This window comes from Pseudoalteromonas sp. SWXJZ10B (genome assembly GCF_015864475.1).
In the GTDB taxonomy this organism is placed as follows: domain Bacteria; phylum Pseudomonadota; class Gammaproteobacteria; order Enterobacterales; family Alteromonadaceae; genus Pseudoalteromonas; species Pseudoalteromonas arctica.
This window is the reverse complement of record NZ_JADYXD010000005.1, coordinates 220,102-235,828: the sequence shown is the minus strand read 5'-3', so window position 1 is coordinate 235,828 and position 15,727 is coordinate 220,102. Positions and strand designations below refer to the sequence as shown.

Annotated in this window: 13 protein-coding genes; 8 read left to right on the top strand and 5 right to left on the bottom strand. The window is 38.2% G+C overall.

Annotated features, from left to right (window positions below; all coding sequences use genetic code 11):
• The first annotated feature begins 4 nt into the window (after nt 1-4).
• Complete coding sequence (locus I6F54_RS07140) at nt 5-649, top strand: NAD(P)H-binding protein (protein ID WP_165728091.1); 645 nt, start codon at nt 5-7, stop codon at nt 647-649.
• Nucleotides 650-875: 226 nt separating this feature from the next.
• Here I6F54_RS07140 and ubiK read toward each other — a convergent pair whose 3' ends face one another.
• Nucleotides 876-1,139, bottom strand: a complete 264-nt coding sequence (ubiK, locus tag I6F54_RS07135; RefSeq protein ID WP_007582099.1) for a ubiquinone biosynthesis accessory factor UbiK — start codon at nt 1,137-1,139, stop codon at nt 876-878.
• A gap of 162 nt (nt 1,140-1,301) precedes the next feature.
• Between ubiK and rep the strand changes: the two genes are divergently transcribed.
• Complete coding sequence (gene rep / locus I6F54_RS07130; protein ID WP_024589913.1) at nt 1,302-3,320, top strand: DNA helicase Rep; 2,019 nt, start codon at nt 1,302-1,304, stop codon at nt 3,318-3,320.
• A 15-nt stretch (nt 3,321-3,335) separates the two neighbouring features.
• Here the strand turns inward: rep and I6F54_RS07125 are convergent, their stop codons facing one another.
• The 3 genes from I6F54_RS07125 to elbB form a co-directional block, all read right to left on the bottom strand.
• Entirely contained in the window at nt 3,336-5,900 is a 2,565-nt protein-coding gene (locus I6F54_RS07125) for a sensor domain-containing diguanylate cyclase (RefSeq protein ID WP_165728092.1), read from the bottom strand.
• A 164-nt stretch (nt 5,901-6,064) separates the two neighbouring features.
• Nucleotides 6,065-6,460 carry a c-type cytochrome gene (locus I6F54_RS07120; protein ID WP_007582093.1) on the bottom strand — a complete coding sequence of 132 codons (396 nt, stop codon included), beginning with the start codon at nt 6,458-6,460 and terminating at the stop codon, nt 6,065-6,067.
• Between the two features lie 226 nt (nt 6,461-6,686).
• On the bottom strand, nt 6,687-7,334 hold the full coding sequence (gene elbB, locus I6F54_RS07115; protein ID WP_007582090.1) for an isoprenoid biosynthesis glyoxalase ElbB: 648 nt from the start codon (nt 7,332-7,334) through the stop codon (nt 6,687-6,689).
• A gap of 524 nt (nt 7,335-7,858) precedes the next feature.
• On the opposite strand from elbB, the gene polA reads away from it, so the two are divergent.
• The 3 genes from polA (at nt 7,859) to I6F54_RS07100 (ending at nt 12,187) form a co-directional block, all read left to right on the top strand.
• Nucleotides 7,859-10,594, top strand: a complete 2,736-nt coding sequence (polA, locus tag I6F54_RS07110; protein ID WP_165728094.1) for a DNA polymerase I — start codon at nt 7,859-7,861, stop codon at nt 10,592-10,594.
• 490 nt (nt 10,595-11,084) lie between these two features.
• Nucleotides 11,085-11,672 (top strand): YceI family protein, encoded by a 588-nt coding sequence (locus I6F54_RS07105; protein WP_007582084.1) that lies wholly within the window; start codon nt 11,085-11,087, stop codon nt 11,670-11,672.
• Nucleotides 11,669-12,187 (top strand): DUF1285 domain-containing protein, encoded by a 519-nt coding sequence (locus tag I6F54_RS07100; RefSeq protein ID WP_165728095.1) that lies wholly within the window; start codon nt 11,669-11,671, stop codon nt 12,185-12,187. Before I6F54_RS07105 ends, I6F54_RS07100 begins: the two co-directional genes overlap by 4 nt.
• Nucleotides 12,188-12,196: 9 nt before the next feature.
• Here the strand turns inward: I6F54_RS07100 and yihA are convergent, their stop codons facing one another.
• Nucleotides 12,197-12,865, bottom strand: coding sequence for a ribosome biogenesis GTP-binding protein YihA/YsxC (yihA, locus tag I6F54_RS07095; protein WP_007377272.1), 669 nt, complete (start codon nt 12,863-12,865; stop codon nt 12,197-12,199).
• A 281-nt stretch (nt 12,866-13,146) separates the two neighbouring features.
• Here yihA and I6F54_RS07090 point away from each other — a divergent pair, with 281 nt between their 5' ends.
• From I6F54_RS07090 to I6F54_RS07080, 3 genes are all read left to right on the top strand, one after another.
• Entirely contained in the window at nt 13,147-13,779 is a 633-nt protein-coding gene (locus I6F54_RS07090) for a c-type cytochrome (RefSeq protein WP_007582080.1), read from the top strand.
• A gap of 752 nt (nt 13,780-14,531) precedes the next feature.
• The gene (gene yihI / locus I6F54_RS07085) at nt 14,532-15,128 is read left to right on the top strand and encodes a Der GTPase-activating protein YihI (protein WP_007582074.1); all 597 of its coding nucleotides are present in this window, start codon (nt 14,532-14,534) and stop codon (nt 15,126-15,128) included.
• A 12-nt stretch (nt 15,129-15,140) separates the two neighbouring features.
• A complete protein-coding gene (locus tag I6F54_RS07080) occupies nt 15,141-15,656 on the top strand; it encodes a DUF2489 domain-containing protein (RefSeq protein WP_197140513.1) in 516 nt (171 codons plus the stop codon).
• Nucleotides 15,657-15,727: the final 71 nt, after the last annotated feature.

Here is a 15,727-nt window from a genome sequence, read left to right as displayed (position 1 = left end):
ATTTATGACTAAAACGGCGATATTAATAGGTGCTACAGGTTTGGTCGGTAATGAGTTGCTACATAAGCTACTTAAGAGCGATCGTTATACCAAAGTGGTTACGTTAAGTCGTCGGGCTTTGCCTATTACACACGCAAAGCTAGTTAATCACGTTATTGATTTTGAAAAATTAACTCAATACGTTGAGCTTTTTAAAGGTGACGTATTGTTTTCGTGTTTGGGCACAACCCGTAAACGGGCGGGCTCTACACAAGCTCAGCGTAAAGTAGATTTTGATTATCAGTTTATAGCGGCGCAGTTAGCGGCATGTAATGGTGTTACGCATTACTGCTTAGTGTCATCAAGCGGGGCGAACACGCACAGTAATAGTGCTTATTTGAAAATGAAGGGTGAGCTTGAGCAACATATTAAAGCACTCCCTTTTGATAAAATAAGTATTTTACAACCGTCTTTATTATTAGGTGATCGTGAGCAATTTAGAGTGGCAGAAAAGATAGGTAGTATTATTTTTCCTGTTATTACACGGCTCCCGTTTTTAAAGCGTTACAAACCAATAACAGGTGAGCAAGTTGCGCAAAAAATGCTGAGTGTGAGTTTAGCGCAGCAGGCTAAGTTATTTTATTATGTGCTAGATGAGCTATTTGAATAAACTTGGTAAAACGCAAAAGGCAGCCTAAGCTGCCTAAGCTGCCTTTTTTGTACATTAAATTAATACCAATTTTATTAAAAAAATGCTCATTCTAGCGTATTAAATAACTCACTAACTACGTTAAAAATTATTTATATAGAACAACTATGTACCATAACTTTAGCCTTGTTATTGAGCTATTTTCTTATCGCTATAATAGAACACTAATTTAATGCAATTGGTATAATTATTCAGCGTCAGTTTTAGTGCTAAGTTGTTGCTCAAGCAATGCAACTTTAGCTTCAAGTTCGGTTAGTTTTTCGCGAGTACGAATAAGTACTTGGCTTTGCACATCAAATTCTTCACGGCTCACAAAATCCATCTCAGCAAGCTTGTTTTGTAAAACTTGCTTTGTTTTACCTTCGAGTGTCTCTGCTAGGTTTTTTACACCTTGTGGCATATTGCTAGTAATTTGCTTAGCAATTTCTTCAAGTTTTGCTGGGTTGATCATATTTGTCCCTTCGATGCGGCCTAAAATAATAATAACTAATATTACCTTATACCCACGGTATTTAACACATGATCATCTTTACCTTAATTAATTAAGGCAATTGCTATGCTCGCAGTAATGGTTACGTTAAAATTGCGCGTCTTTTAAATTTCTTTGGTCGTTATGAAACTCAATCCTAAACAAGATGAAGCCGTAAAATATATTAGTGGTCCATGCTTAGTACTCGCAGGCGCAGGCTCTGGTAAAACCCGTGTTATTACGAATAAAATCGCTTATTTAGTGAAAAAATGTGAGTACAAAGCGCGAAATATAGCCGCTGTTACTTTTACCAATAAAGCAGCCAAAGAAATGCGTGAACGAGTACTGCAAACGCTCGGAAAGCAAGACGCTAAAGGTTTATGGGTATCAACGTTTCATACACTCGGTTTAGAAATAATAAAAAAAGAGTTAAGCACATTAGGGTTTAAACCCGGCTTTTCGTTATTTGATGATCAAGATACCAATCAGCTTCTAAGTGAGCTCACCGAAGATGAGCTAAAAAAAGACAAGGACTTACTCAAACTACTTAAAATGGAAATTGGTAGTTGGAAAAACGAATTAGTACTGCCAGAGCAAGCAATACGCGAAGCGCGTGATGCGCAAAAGGCATTGTTTGCACAGCTGTATGCTCGTTATCAAAATCAACTGCGTGCTTATAACGCACTGGATTTTGATGATTTAATTATGATCCCTACTTTGTTACTTACTAATAACGCCACATCTCGTGAGCGCTGGCAGCAACGCTTTAAATACTTGCTGGTGGATGAGTATCAAGATACCAATACAAGCCAATATCAACTTGTTAAATTGCTAGTAGGCGAGCGTGCCCGTTTTACTGTGGTAGGTGATGACGATCAATCAATTTACTCATGGCGTGGTGCTCGCCCGCAAAACTTAGTGTTATTAGGTAAAGACTACCCAGGGCTTAGACTTATAAAGCTTGAACAAAACTATCGAAGTGCAGGGCGAATACTAAAAGCGGCTAACATTTTAATTGCGAATAACCCACATGACATAGAGAAAAAGTTATTTAGTGAACTAGGTTATGGTGAGCCGATTAAAGTAATAGGGTGCCGCGATGAAGAGCATGAATCTGAGCGTGTGGTTGCTGAAATAATTTCACATAAGTTTATGAAGCGTACCAGCTATAAAGATTACGCGATTTTATATCGTGGTAATCATCAAGCACGTGGCTTTGAAAAATCATTAATGAGTAACCGTATCCCTTATAAAATTAGTGGCGGGATGTCATTTTTTGCTCGTTCAGAAATTAAAGATATTATGGCGTATTTACGTTTGCTAGTTAATCAAGATGATGACAATGCATTTTTACGTATCGTAAATACACCACGACGCGAAATAGGCACGGTCACACTTGAAAAGCTTGGTACGCTTGCTAACGAAAAGCACATGAGCTTATTTGCTACCTGTTTTGATAACGATTTAGGCTACAGACTAAAAGGGCGTGGTTTTAATGCGCTTGCTGGGTTTGCACGCTGGGTTGTTGAGCTATCCGATAACGCAGTACGCGGTGATACGCTCGAAGCTGTTAAAGACTTAGTGCGTAATATTAATTACGAGGCATATTTGTACGAGTCGTCACCGAGTGCAAAAGCCGCTGAAATGCGTATGAAAAACGTATCTGAGCTGTATCGCTGGATCACCGATATGTTGACCGGTGATGCCGACAACGAGCCAATGACATTGGCTGAGGTTGTTAGCAAGCTAACCCTTCGCGACATGCTTGAGCGTAACGAAGAAGAAGATGAAACCGATGCAGTGCACTTATCAACACTTCATGCATCAAAGGGCTTAGAGTATCCATATGTATTTATGGTAGGCATGGAGGAGGGCTTACTTCCGCATCAGGTAAGTATTGATGAAGATAACGTAGATGAAGAACGCCGCTTAGCTTATGTCGGTATTACTCGTGCGCAGCAGGAGTTAACACTTACTTATGCAAAAATACGTCGTCAATTTGGTGAAACCTCACAAACTGAGTTAAGCCGATTTGTACAAGAGTTACCGCAGGACGATCTCGCGTTTGAAAATAAAAAGGCGCCAAACACGCAAGCAGAGCGAATGGAAAAAGGCCAAGCAAGAGTCGCTAACCTTCGTGCAATGTTTAAAAAGCCTGAGTAATACCTCAGGCTAATTTTATAAAGACTGGGTTGCTTGTATTTCAGGTAACTCAGAACACACTAGAGCGTGTTGTTTTCCCACAAAAAATGCCAAACCGTGCTTGTCTAGTAAAGCTCTAAAATTAAGTATTGATGGGCCTTTAGCAATTACTTTCATTGCTTTGAGCTTCGTAATTGCTAGCACCCCTTGTAGCTGAAAATCGTAACTTTCTTGTTGTAAAACACGTTTACTAAAGGTCGAGCTAAGTAGCAGATAGTCAAAATTAATATCGGTTAGTAAATTAAGTTCGCATCGATCTTTAGCAAAATTGTTTAAACCAATTGAATAACCAAGTTGTGATAGCTTTTTGAGGTTTTCTATTTGTGTTGCGCTTGCGTGACGAATTTCTTGCTCATCAAATAGCAAACAGAGCTGGCTATGTCCTTGTTGTTTATTTAGCGTATCTGTAAATAAAACAAATTCGTGCTCCTCGAGTAGTAAACCAGAGCAAGGAACCAGCGCCATAGTTACATCTGCGGTAATTGCTTGTGCATAAGCGCGTTGTAATAACTGTAACTCTATCTCAAGGTGCTGTTCTTTATCTGATGCAAACTTTTTCAAAATATCAAAGCTAGTAAAGCCAAGTATTGGGTGTTCACCAAATGCTTCAAATAAAGATTCAGACTGATGTTGTTCATCAAGCGTAATTATTTCTGAGCTTCTAAAGCTCATAGGTAATATATCAAGGTGATGTTGTGCTTTTAGTGCCTGCGCAGGTATTGATTGTGTTAGTAGCGGATGAAATAGCTCGTAGCGATTTTTTCCGGAGTTTTTAGCGTGGTACATTGCGGCATCGGCATCACGAATAATTTCATCCGTATGCATATAGCTTTTCTTTGAGTAGGTTATTCCTATACTAGCACCACTTTGAAGTGATTCGCCTTTAAGGAAAAAAGGCTTTTTCATTAAATCGATAATACGATTAGCAACATCTTCTGCTTGTTGAGGCTCAGTTAAGTGCGTTAATAAAATAACAAACTCATCGCCACCTAAGCGTGCTAGTAAATCATGTTCGCGTATACACTGGGCAAATAACTCACTAACGTTAATTAAAAACTGATCGCCAGCATGGTGACCAAGTTGGTCGTTAATGTCTTTAAATTTATCTAAATCAATAAATAAAACAGCAAAATTATGTTCAGGAAAGCGCTGATAATGTTGTAGTGTTTTTTCAAGCTGAGTTAAAAAGAGGCTGCGATTAGGTAAGCTAGTAAGAGAGTCGTGATGTGCGTCGTGATAAAGCTGCTGCTCTATTTTTTTACGCTCATCTATTTGCATTTGTAAGTGCAGATTTGTTTGACGCAGTTCTTTGGTTTTTTCGTTTACTCTAAATTCGAGTTCTTGATGGCTTTTTGCAATCGCTTGATTGGTGAGCTTTGTTTGTAAAACCGCTGCAATTTGATGAGATACAAAGGTAATTAACTCGCAATCATCCCGGCTGAAAATATGTTTGTTATCGTAAGCTTGGCAAACAATAAGGCCGATAACACCTTGAGCTGTTTTAAGTGGAGCGCCTAACCAACTAGTGGCCATTTGCTCTTTTTGTACAGGCTTAGCTCTTTGTACTACACCGCTTTCTATTAATTCTTTTGCTCTACACGGGTGTATAAGTTGCGTTTCTTCAGTGCTTATTACCAGTTCACTATAACCTTTAGCAAAGCGTCTTGGTTGTGTGTTTTCTTTAAATTCATCTACACAATAAGGGAAGCTTATCCAGCCAGACTCTTTATCGTAAAGTGCAATATATAAGTTTTCTGCGTAGGTAATTGTTTTTATTATTTCATGTATCTTAAAGTAAGCATCATCAAGGTTTTTAGCTTGCGTTGCTATTTCAGATATTTTAAACAGAATTTGTTGGCGTTGAAGTGCGCGTTTGCGTTGTTCTATTTCAAGGTTTAACGCGTCGTTACTTTGAGTGAGTGCTCGGGTACGAATTTTAACTTCTGACTCAAGGAGCTCTCTTTTTTTTACACGCTCTATTGCAGTTGCTAAATAAAGCGACATAAACTCAAGTAATTGTATTTGTTGTGAGCTATAGCCCTGTTTTGTATCGTAACTTTGCGCTGCTAAAACACCGATAATATTGTGTTCTTGGTAAACTGGAACACCTACCCAATGCTCTGCTGGAGTGCCTAATGCTTTAAATAAGCCTTCTGCTGCGGCATTTTGCATTTGCTGCTTGGTAAAACATGTGGTTTTACCCTGTTTAAATACATAACCAGTGGCGCCTTCATCAAAGCTATTTGATTGGTTAAGGGCGACGGCAATACCATCTTTTTCATCTGAAAAGTAAGAAAGTTCTAGCGATTGACTGTATTGATTTGATAGCACCACATAAAAACTTTTACTCGGCACATATTTTTGTAAAATGTCGTGGATAGCGGGATAAAGTAGGGTTAGCTCGGCAACAGTACTTGCTTGCTCTGATAATTGTATCAGCGCATTTTGTAAGTGATGTGATTGTTTGTATTTATTGAGTAATGTTTTTAGACGTTTATTTTGATACGCCAATTTACTCGATACTGAGAGTTTATCTTCCAATGATCTAACCGGCTATTTTTATTGTATAGTTATTAGCCTTATACTTTCACTTTTAGCGCTTATCGTCAAGTTGATATTCGTACTATCATACTGGCTAGAAACACTATTTTAGGTATTAAAAAAGGCTTACCGAAGTAAACCTTTTTTGTGTATTTCAGCTGTATTTACTTAGATGTCATGAAGTCGATAGCAGCGCTTATCTCATCATCAGAACAATCCATACAGGTGCCTTTTGGAGGCATCGCATTAAAGCCATTTAGTGCATGCTCAAGTAAAGTGTCTTTACCTTTAGCTATACGTGGAGCCCAATCGTCAGGCGATTTAGGCGCGCCTAGTGCACCAGTACCGTGACATGCAAAACATGCACCTTGATAGACTTGCTCACCAGAACGAGGGCCTGTAGGCGCCGCTGCTACAGCAGCTTTATCGCCTTCAAGGTATACAGCACCAACCGGCGCGAGACGTGCTTTAATTGCATCTTCAGTCATAGAGTTATCATATGGCTGTGCGTATGCAGTGGTTGCTAGCATTAATAATGCTGCAGCTGTTAATTTTTTCATTTTGCCTTGCTCACTTCGATTTGAACGTGATCAATCACGATTAAAGATGACGGAAATTAAACCGATTATAACTCTCTGAGCCAATTTATAAAATGCTAAGAGGCGTTTTTATTAATAAAACTGACTACTTTTTGCGTTAACGCAATAAAATTTAATTATTTACTGTTTTTTGTTAAGCAATTTAATAAGCGCAAACAGTCATACAATTAACTTTTAGATCCTAATATCAATTTATTGATAATACGCTACTAACTAGTTTTTCGATCCCTGCATCGGCTTCAATAATCGATTGCGCAAGCATATAAGCTGGGGTTGTAACTAGCTTATTTGGCTGATCAATAACAACATCATCTACTGCACAATTTATATGTTTAGCGCCTAATGTGCTTAGCGCTTGTGCTGTCTCTGCATCGTTACCAATCGTAAGTACAGCGTTATCGTAAATAAATGGGATCAAAGCGGGTGCAATACACATATAACCAGCAGGCTTATTTTCTTTTGCAAATGATTTACAAGCATTAAGTACGTCTTCATTAATATTTGCTTTTGCGCCTTTAATTGCAAAGTCACATAAGTTTTTTGCAGCGCCAAAACCGCCAGGTACAATTAATGCGTCAAACTGAGTTACGTCTAATTCAAGCAGCGATTTAATGTCACCCCGTGCAATACGAGCCGCTTCTGTTAATACATTACGTTTATCAGGCATTACTTCGCCCGTTAAATGGTTAATGGTATGAAGTTGTTCAATATCCGGTGCAAAACACTGATACGTTGCGCCATTTTTGGCTATATGTAATAAAGTTAAAATTGCTTCATTAATTTCACTACCATCGTACACACCAGACCCTGCTAATATTACCGCTACGTTTTTCATGCTTTTGTGCCCCTAAAGTCTTTTTTATAAGTCGATCGGATGAAGTCTAACATGCTCAAAATTTCTCGCGAAAATAAATTTTTAGTACAAAAATCATTCTCTATGCAAGTTGTATTGCGGTTTATGCCATTTGCGATCACTTTGCCTTTAAAAAAATTATAAAGGATCGCTATGATCTTCGATCCATTGTGCTAGAATACTCCTCCGGTTATTTAAATGGACGCGAATAATCAAAGTGAATAACAACACAAGCAGTCGTTAGAAAACCTTTTTCCACATTGGTTTAAAATAATAAAAAAAGAACCTCGTATTATCTTTTTTAAATTAAAACATACAGTTAAAGTATTTTCTAAGCATTTTATAATGCTTTGGAAGAATAGCTCGTGGCTGTTATCTACACACTTATCCACAGCTTGCTATAGTTTTAATAACACGATAAGCAGTAATTCACTGTCGTTTTATTTACTACCTTATGGCATGCTTATAATTACCTTAATTTTTTGCATTTAGGATCCAAATTCACCATGGCTCAGATCCCCGAAAACCCACTTATTTTAGTTGATGGCTCGTCATATTTATTTCGTGCTTATCATTCTCCGCCGCATTTAACTAATTCTAAAGGTGAAGCTACGGGCGCTATTTATGGCGTGATCAATATGCTTAAAAGCTTGATCAGACAATACGATCCATCACATATGGTGGTTATATTTGATGCTAAAGGTAAAACGTTCCGTAACGATATGTATAGCGAGTATAAGGCAAATCGTCCGCCTATGCCGGATGACTTACGCACTCAAATAGCACCGATACACAGTATTATTAAAGCGATGGGCTTTCCGCTAATTAGTATTGAAGGCGTTGAAGCTGATGATGTTATTGGTACATTTGCACGTATAGCATCAGAGCAAAAACGACATGTACTCGTCTCTACTGGCGATAAAGACATGGCACAGCTTGTTAATGAACACGTTACGCTAATAAACACGATGACTGACAGTATTTCAGATCCCGTTACCGTGGTTGAAAAGTTTGGTGTAGGCCCTGAACTTATTATTGATTACTTAGCATTAATGGGTGATAAGGTCGATAATATTCCGGGTGTTGAAGGCTGTGGTCCTAAAACGGCAGTTAAATGGTTAGAAAAATATGGTTCTCTTCAAGGTGTAATGGATCACGCCAGTGAGATTAAAGGTAAAATAGGCGAAAAGTTAGCAATTGCTCTTGATCATCTGCCTTTAAGCTACGAACTTGCGACAATTAAGTGTGATGTTGAAGTTGAATCTGATCTTGATACATTCAAACTTCAAGAGCCTAACAAAGACGAATTAATTGCATTATATGGTGAGTGCGAATTCCGTCGTTGGTTAGCTGAATTACTTGATAATCCTAAAGATGCTGAAACACATTTAGCTGTACCTACCGAAGCTACTGAATTACCAAAAGTAGAAGATGCTCATTACGAAACTATTTTAACGCAAGTGCAATTTGATACGCTAATAGAGCAATTAAATAGTGCTGAGTTATTTGCATTTGATACTGAAACAACCAGCCTTGATTACATGAAAGCGCAATTGGTGGGTATGAGCTTTGCCGTAAAAGCGGGTGAAGCTGTGTATTTACCGGTAGCGCATGACTACCCAGGTGCGCCTGAGCAATTAAGCCTTGAATTTGTAATGCAAAAGCTAGGTCCAATTTTGGCAGATGAAAACAAAGCTAAAGTAGGGCAAAACCTTAAATATGACAAAAGTGTATTAGCGAATGCAGGTTTTGCGCTAAATGGTATTAAGTTTGACACCATGCTTGAGTCGTATGTATTTAATAGTGTAGGCACGCGTCACGATATGGACTCGCTAGCACTTAAATACCTAGGTCATAAAAATATTAGCTTTGAAGATATTGCTGGCAAAGGTAAAAAGCAACTTACCTTTAACCAAATTGAACTTGAAAAAGCAGCGCCTTACGCCGCAGAAGATGCCGATATTACTTTGCGTTTACACGAAGTGCTTTGGCCAAAAATAGCAGCTGATGAAAAGCTAAAATCGGTATTTGAAGATATAGAAATGCCACTTATTAGTGTGATTTCTGATATTGAACGCACCGGTGTTGCGATAGATAGCAATATGCTTGGAGCGCATAGTCAACGTTTAGGTGAGCGTTTAATTGAGCTTGAAAAAGAAGCGTTTGAAATAGCAGGCGAACCATTTAACTTAAGTTCTCCAAAACAGCTACAAGTACTGTTGTTTGAAAAGCTTGGGCTGCCTATTATTAAAAAAACGCCTAAAGGTGCACCTTCTACCGCAGAAGAAGTACTGCAAGAACTTGCTCATGATTATCCGCTACCTAAAGTAATTATAGAGCATCGTGGTTTATCAAAGCTTAAATCAACGTATACCGATAAATTACCATTAATGGTGAATGAGAAAACCCAGCGTGTACATACGTCTTATCATCAGGCAATTACAGCTACGGGGCGCTTGAGTTCAACTGATCCTAATTTACAAAATATTCCTATTCGTTCAGAAGAAGGACGTCGTATTCGTGAAGCGTTTATAGCCGCAGATGGTTATAAAATTGTTGCTGCCGATTATAGTCAAATTGAGCTACGTATTATGGCGCATCTTTCACAAGACAAAGGTCTATTAAATGCATTTGCTAACGGCTTAGATGTACATAGTGCAACTGCCGCTGAAGTATTTGGTGTAGAGCTTGATGATGTAACTACCGATATGCGCCGTAAGGCGAAAGCAGTAAACTTTGGCTTAATTTACGGTATGTCGGCATTTGGTTTAGCACGTCAACTAGATGTGCCACGCCACGAAGCGCAGCATTACATAGATAAATACTTTGAGCGTTTTCCAGGTGTATTAGAGTACATGGAAACAACACGCGAAAAAGCAGCTGAAAATGGCTACGTTGAAACAATATTTGGTCGTCGCCTACATTTACCAGAAATAAACGCACGTAATGGGGCGCGTAGAAAAGGAGCCGAACGTGCTGCTATAAACGCACCAATGCAAGGTACTGCCGCCGATATTATTAAAAAGGCAATGCTGAGCGTTAACCGCTGGGTACACGAACAAGCGCCAAATACAATTAAGCTGCTTATGCAAGTGCACGATGAATTAGTATTTGAAATCAAAACAGACTGCGCACCACAGTACACAAAACACATCTGTGAACTGATGTCGCAAGCTGCTGCGCTAGATGTACCACTTATAGTTGAAGCTGATGAAGGTGACAACTGGGAACAAGCTCATTAATGCAATTTGAGCATTTTAATTAAAGCGCCTTTTGGCGCTTTTTTTATGTTTAATAAAAATGGCGAATAACAGCGATTCAATCAGGTATATGCAAGCTTTAGTTAAAATAAGGTTAATTTAAGCAACTATTTGTATTAAATAGTTATATGTTCGTCAATTCGAGCTGTTTTACAGGAATATGATTGTATTTTAATGCGTGCTTTTGTTAAAGTCCCGCCTGTCCTATCCTGTAGGACATCCTGTTGATGATGCATCTGAAAGGGTGCAACAAATTGATAGCTTCTCCCCAGTTTGCTATACCGGCCTACCAACTTGTTTGGTGGGCCGTTTTTTGTTTTACGCCTGAAAATCCTATCTAATTAATTCTTTATTGCGCTATACCAATTGTATTATTCATTCGTCATTTCGAGGTGGTTTGGGTACATCGCAGGTGATACCATCGAAGTGATATTATTTTTATTCTTTTCATTTTATTACTAAGGAGTGCGTTATGTTTAAAGCATTAGCTATTGCAGGTTTTTCTTTATCAAGTTTAGTTATTTCTAATGTTGCTCAGGCCAATTGGCAGCTAGTGAATGATAAAAGCCAACTAAGCTTTGTTTCAATTAAAAAAGATTCGATTGCTGAAGCTCACCATTTTACTAACCTTGAAGGTATGCTTTCTGATAAAGGCGAGTTTAGCGTTAATGTTGATTTAACATCAGCTGAAACTCTAATTCCTATTCGTAATGAGCGTTTAACGACATTTTTATTCGAAGCGGCTAAATTTCCAAATGCTGTTTTAACTGCAAATTTAACTAAAGAACTGAGCAATATTAAAAAGCCTGGTCAATATGTATTAAAGGGTATTAAAGCTGAGCTTGATTTTCACGGTAATAAAAAGCCATTGGCAATTGATGTACTCGTTAACAGCACGCAAAGTGGTGATTTAACGGTATCATCATTAACACCTATTATTATTAATAGTGATGATTTTGGTGTAACCGAAGGCGTTAAAAAGCTGCAAGAGCTAGCGGGCTTACCTTCAATTGCAACAGCAGTGCCTGTTACATTCGCAATTACACTTAAAAAACAGTGATTTCTTTAAGTGAGCTTAGCAAGCAATTAAGCGAGCCAAGCAAACCTTTTGATAGTTGGCAGCCTAATCATTGTGGTGAACTGCCAATTGTCATTAATCATAAGGGGAAATGGTTTTACGATGGCAGCGAAATAACACGCCCAGCCATGGTGAAGCTGTTTGCTTCTGTTCTATGTAAAGAAGGTGAGCAATTTTATTTAAAAACACCTGTCGAAAAAATAACAATAACGGTTGATGATGCGCCGTTTATTATTGTTGATTGGCGTTTTGAAAATACAGTGCAAGGGCAGGTGTTGTGTTGTATTGATAATTTAGCTAGGCACTGGTTGGTGAGCGCTCAGCAGCCTTTAGTTATAAAAGACTATAAAGGGTCAAAAGTACCTTATCTAAAGCTACCTTATGGCTGTAGTGCGCGTGTTGCGCGAAGCGTATATTATCAGTGGGCTGAAAAAGCCGAGTCTGATAAACTCGGCTATTTTATTAAATCTGCAGGAAAGCAGTTTTATTTATCGTAATGCCAGCGTTTAAGCCTCTGGGTTAGTTTCGTCTGTGATTGTTTCATCGGTAGGTGGTACAGCAATAACAGGACCTAAAAACCATTCATCTAGTTTTTTAGCTACTTCTGGTAAACCCGTGCCTTTTAATGATGAAAATGCATGAACTGTAATATCCCCATCAAGCGTGCTTAATTCACGACGAACTTGCAGTACTTGTGATTTACGAGGGCCTTGCTTTAATTTATCGGCTTTAGTTAATAGTGCCAATACTGGAATTTCACTACCAATAGCCCAATTAATTAAATCGCGGTCTAAATCTTTTAATGGATGACGAATATCCATTAAAATAACAATACCTTTTAGGCTTTGACGCTTTTGTAGGTATTCGCCTAGCGATTTTTGCCATTTCTTTTTCATTTCGATTGGTACTTTAGCAAAACCATAGCCTGGTAAATCGATAAGGCGCATATCGTCAACATCAGCTAAATCGAATGTATTGATTAGCTGAGTACGTCCAGGTGTTTTACTTGTACGTGCTAGCTTCTGATCGGTTAATGCATTTAATGCACTCGACTTACCTGCGTTGGAGCGACCGGCAAACGCAACTTCAATTCCCGTATCAGCAGGTAATTTAGTAATGTCGGGAGCGCTTGTTACGAAAGACGCAGTATTATATTTGATACGAGATTTGAGCACAGGCTCTCCTAAAACTTAAATAAATAACGTTGAGTAAACCAAATTCACTCAGGGCGCGTATTTTATACTATAAAGGATGTATTAAAAAGCGTATTTAACCACCTAAAAACAGCACCTATGGTACATTTAAAACATGTTAAAGCTTAATCTAAGTCAAAACCCTGTAAATTATAAGCTTAATATGTGTAGAAAACGTGCCAGAGAATTTATTATCGTGTAGAATATATGTATTACAACATCACGATTGTAGATGATACAGGGTCGGAAACAGAGAATTCACCATGAAAAAAATAGCACTATCTTTAACAATATTGCTTGGTGCGTTGTCAGCAAGCAACGCAACAGCATTTGATGGCGATGTAAACGCAGGTAAAGAAAAATCAGCAACGTGTGCGGCTTGTCACGGCCCAGACGGTAATGCGCCGGTTAATATTTACCCTAAAATTGCAGGTCAACATCCAGATTATATCCTTAAGCAACTTCAGGATTTAAAATTAGGTATGACGTCAGGCGGCAAAGAAGGGCGTATGGATCCAGTAATGAGCGCTATGGCTATGCCACTTAGCGAGCAAGACATGAAAGATCTAGCTGCTTATTTTTCTTCAATGAACATGACTGAAGGTGCTACACCTAAAGATGTTGTTGAAGTTGGCGAGATGCTTTTTAAAGCAGGCGATGCAGAACGTGGAATTCCATCATGTGCAGCATGTCATGGCCCACGTGGTAATGGCTCGTCACTTGCTAAGTTTCCAAAAATTTCTTTTCAGCATCCAGGATATATCAAGGCTCAACTTGAAAAATTCCGTGATGGTACTCGTCATAATGACTTGAATGGCATGATGGGCGATATTGCAAAAAAATTAACAGATAAAGATATCGAAGTACTTTCTCAGTATTTAGGTGGCTTACACTAAAGTCGTATTTATTTAGCAGTTAATAATAAATAAACTACAATGTGTTAAAAAAAGCAGCCTAGGCTGCTTTTTTTGTGTCAAAAATTAACGATATCGTCCGTTTTAATGTAAGACATTGACCATGTCTGGTTGTAAGAAAAGTCTTCTTTTTATTTTTGATTATTGATTAACTTATTGTAATTTATGTTTATTTTTATATCTCAATGTAATAAAGATAATAAAAGTTATATAAACCAGTTGTAACAAAATCATTAACGAGTAAATTAACCACTGTCGCAAAACAACAATAACAAAACGGAAATAACTATCAAGGAAAGTAACGCGGCATGACTACATAGCATAAGATTAGTGCTACTAAAGGAAATAATAAAAAAGTGTCAGGATGACCGAAAATAATAAAAAACTCATGGAAGTTTAATAATAAAAACAAAATGGAATGTAACAAGGAACGTAAAAATAATAACAATACGGACTGATAATAATAAAAATAATAAAGACTAAAAAAAGTCGAAGGGAGAAGTGTCCAGATAATGGCGCTCAGATTAGCAGGCGGTAGAGATGTTTTCTCTACCGCCTTTTTATTTGTCCTGTTACAATACCCACCGTTTAAAATTAGCGATTAATTAGCTAAGGCGCTTTTAAATGAGAGACCCAACCTCTAAGCGCAAACTGAATTCTTCTGGCTAGGCCAGCACTGCGATGCCCATTAATTTGCGCTTCGCTCAAAACCTCTTAAGTGAGATGATCAAGATATGAGTAGAACTAAAAAGTCACGCAAAAGCCCAGCAAACGGACCTGTTCGTTTAAGCCAAGATAAGCTTAAAGAAATGCGCGCATTAAAAGAGCAGCGAGTTAAAAAAACCAAAGGTGCTAAGCCAGGTTCTCGTAACGCGCCAGATTTACTAGATAGCGAAAGCCATAATGCTGGTCACGCGCCGAAAGATAAGCGTGTAGGCAGTAAAAAGCCGGTACCATTAATTGCAACTGCGCCTGAGCCTAAAGTTGAAATGAAACGCAACTTAAAGCCAACTATTGAGCTGAAAAAGGTAATCGAGCCTGAATTTACACCTGAACAAGAGCTAGAAGCACTTGAGAATGACGAGCGTTTACTTAAACTAGTAGAGCGTCATGAAGAAGGTGAAATGCTAACTGGTAAAGATGCTAAGTACTTTAATAGCCGTATTGCTCGCCATCAGGCGTTATGTGAAATTCTTGGTATTGAAGACGAGGATGAAGACGAATTTGAAGATGACCTTGAAGATGATATTGAAAGCAAAGGCAATTCTGATTTCGATCAATACTTATCTGACGATTTAGCCAACGAATGGTTAGATGAAGACGACAAATAGTAAGGATAAATAATGAGTACCGCGGTAATTTTAGCCTTACTTTTAGGCGCTGCTATAATAGTTGGTCTGGCATTTTATGCGGGTCAGTTGCTGTATAAGTTAAATGCGCAAAAAAAGTTAATTGCTAAAACGCAGGCTGAACAAAAGCAAAAGCTTGAGAAGTCGCGTTTAAAGCGAAATGCCAAACTAGCCGATAGTATTCATTTAATTGCGCGTGCAATGAATGAAGAGCAGTGTGAGTTTTCTGAAGGCTGTTTACGTATTTGGGTACTTATGTCTCAATATGGCTTTGAGAGCGAGCGTGATTTAACGACACAATATCCTGGCATTTATAAAATGTACCGGGTAGTTAAAGAAATGCCGACACACGATGCACGTAAAAAATATGCTAAAAAAGAAATTTTTAAGCTAGATAAAGCTCGCTGGCAAGCTGAAGAAACACTTAAAGATGAAGTTAAAGCCGATTGCGCTAAAATTATCATCGAGTTTAAAGCCGCTCCTGGCAGCGATAAAGTGGTTTTTAACTAGCTTTAGTTTTTCGAGTACTCAAAAAAAGCAGACCTTGGTCTGCTTTTTTTATGCGTAAAAATTTTCATACT